2 protein-coding genes are annotated in these 2,710 nt (G+C 41.9%); both read right to left on the minus strand.

The window, feature by feature from the left end; translation table 11 throughout:
* Positions 1 to 279: 279 nt before the first annotated feature.
* Positions 280 to 1,848: an L-glutamate gamma-semialdehyde dehydrogenase gene (gene pruA / locus V7659_RS30630; protein ID WP_335543780.1), complete on the minus strand. Its 1,569-nt coding sequence runs from the start codon at positions 1,846 to 1,848 to the stop codon at positions 280 to 282.
* A gap of 30 nt (positions 1,849 to 1,878) precedes the next feature.
* Positions 1,879 to 2,710, minus strand: an 832-nt coding sequence (locus V7659_RS30635; RefSeq protein ID WP_335543781.1) for a proline dehydrogenase family protein, incomplete at its 5' end; no start/stop codon positions are given.

Consider the following 2,710-nt stretch of genomic DNA (forward strand, 5'->3'; position numbering starts at 1 on the left):
TGCCCCTGCACTTAGTGCTGTGACAGCTGGACCCAGCCCTCTTCCACCTAACATATAATCTTCTAGATTAGACGTACGTTTGTACGCAAAATAACCAATAATCAGCATACCGACCATATAAATACCGATAGAAATAAGAATCTGTATATTCAAAGCCCATCCCCCATTCTGTTTTTGACTCACAAAATCATATGAAGCGCTTACAATAAAATTTTAAACACGATTGGTTTTGGGGGAATTCCCCCTCTTGATGAGGAGGGTTCCCCGTTTCTACTATTATTAAAGTTTTCTAGATTTCAGTTTAGCTTGAGTAAACAACAGCAGGTAATCGTATCCGCCAGCTTTTGAATCAGTGCCTGACATGTTGAATCCGCCAAATGGATGAGCACCCACTAATGCACCTGTACACTTTTTATTAATATAAAGATTCCCGCAATGCATGTTTTCTAGGGCATACTGAATTCGTTCCTCATTCTTGGAATGATAAGCACCAGTCAATCCATAGTCGGTATCATTAAAGATTTCAATAGCATCCTGCCAGTCAGCTGCTTTCGCAAGGGCAAGGACAGGACCAAAGATTTCCTCTTGCATGATCCGGGCTTTTGGTTGAACATCCGCAATAACGGTTGGTTCGATGTAGAAGCCGTTCCCCTCTGTTCTAGAGCCACCTGTAAGCAATCGGCCTTCTGTTTTACCAATTTCGATATAGCCCATAATTTTATCCACTGATTTCTGGTCGATCACCGGTCCAACCGCAAAGTTCTCTGCAGGAAGACCAACTGTTAAATTCTTCGTTAACTCCGTTACTTTCTCAACGACTTCATCATAAACCGATTCGACAATAATTGCTCTCGAGCCAGCTGAACATTTTTGTCCTTGGAAACCGAATGCGGAAGCGACAATCGCCGCTGCTGCTGCATCTAAGTCGGCTGTTTCATCGACAACAACCCCATCCTTGCCGCCCATTTCAGCAATGACACGTTTTAACCATAATTGGCCTGGCTGAACCTTTGAAGCTCGTTCATAAATTCGGCATCCAACCGCCCGTGATCCTGTAAAAGAGATAAACCGAGTGCTTGGATGCTCAACCAAATACTCCCCTACATCAATTCCATCGCCTGGCAAATAGTTGAGGACGCCTGAAGGAAGGCCCACCTCTTCCATTAATTCCACAAATTTGGCGGCAATTACTGGAGTAGCATCGGCTGGTTTCAAAATCACCGTATTTCCTGAGACAATTGCTGCGACAGTGGTTCCCGCCATGATCGCCAATGGGAAGTTAAACGGAGAGATGACAATCCCAACTCCAAGAGGAATATACGAAATTTGATTGTCTTCTCCTTCAATGTTCACAAGCGGCTGGAGAATGCTTGTCTCACTAAGGCGAATCATTTCTCTTGCATAGAATTCCAGAAAATCGATGGCTTCTGCTGTATCAGCATCCGCTTCAGCCCAGTTTTTCCCTGATTCATAGACAAGGTACGAAGAAAATTCATGCTTGCGCTGTCTCATTAAATTTGCTGCTTTGAATAGATATTCCGCACGCTCAGTTGGAACCACCTTTTTCCAAGTTTCAAAGGTTTTTAACGCTTCCTGCATTGCTTTTTCAGCCAATTCTTTATTCCCTTTGCTAACAGACCCGATGACTTCATCCACATTTCCTGGATTAATAGAAATCGTTTGTTCCTCAGTAAATAGCTTTTCATTGCCAATTACTAGCGGGTACTTCCTGCCTAACTCCGTTTTCACTTTCGCAAGCGCTGCAACCATCGATTGCTTATTTTCTTCCAGAGTAAAATTGGTAAAAGGCTCATTTTTAAATGGTGCATGTTGTGTTACGGTTGTCATAATATTCCGACTCCTTTTTATATAAAATTGTTATTTTAATAGATTTTTTAGAACAAACCATACATTGGCAGGTCTTTCTGCCAACCGTCTCATAAAATAACCAAACCAGTCTACCCCGTATGGCACGTAAACTCGGACATTAAACCCTTCTTTTACAAGACTAGCTTGAATATCCTCACAAATTCCATAAAGCATTTGGAACTCAAATTGGTCTTTAGCTATTCGGTATTCATTTACTAGAGCTTTTGTATATTCAATCATCGCTGTATCATGGGTTGCTACTGCTGTGTAGTTCCCATTTAATAGATGCTGCTTAATAATCTTTTTAAAATTCTCATCGACATCTTTTTTCTCCGGAAAAGCAACCGTTGGAGACTCTTTATATGCCCCTTTTACAAGACGCAGGTTTGCGTTCAGATGATTTAAGTCGGCAATATCCTGTTCTGTTCTGATGAGGTAGGCCTGAATAACAAGTCCGACATTGTCATATTCCTTCCGAAGCTCTTTATAAATATCCAATGATATTTGACAGTGATTATAATCTTCCATATCGATTCTGACAAAATTTTGATGAAGCTCTGCCCGGTTAAGAATTTTACGCATATTCTTCATACATAACTCTTTGCTAATATCAAGGCCAAGCGATGTCATTTTAAGAGAAAGATTGGAATTGACCCCTGCTTCGGCAATAGCGTCGAGGGTTTGAATGCACATGGCAGTAGATTCCTGCGCCTCTTCTTCTGTGTAAACAAATTCCCCCAGGTGGTCTAAGGTGACCATTTTCCCATCACGATTCAACTTCTTCACGGAATCTATCGCTGTTTGGATCGTCTCCCCCGCCACAAAGCGCCCGGCTCCAAAA

The organism is Neobacillus drentensis, from assembly GCF_036966985.1.
Classification (GTDB): Bacteria; Bacillota; Bacilli; order Bacillales; family Cytobacillaceae; genus Neobacillus; species Neobacillus drentensis_E.

What these genes read in the sequence shown, in the direction of transcription:
- pruA (WP_335543780.1), bottom strand. Translation starts at nt 1,848, where the DNA reads ATGACAACCGTAACACAACATGCACCATTTAAAAATGAGCCTTTTACC.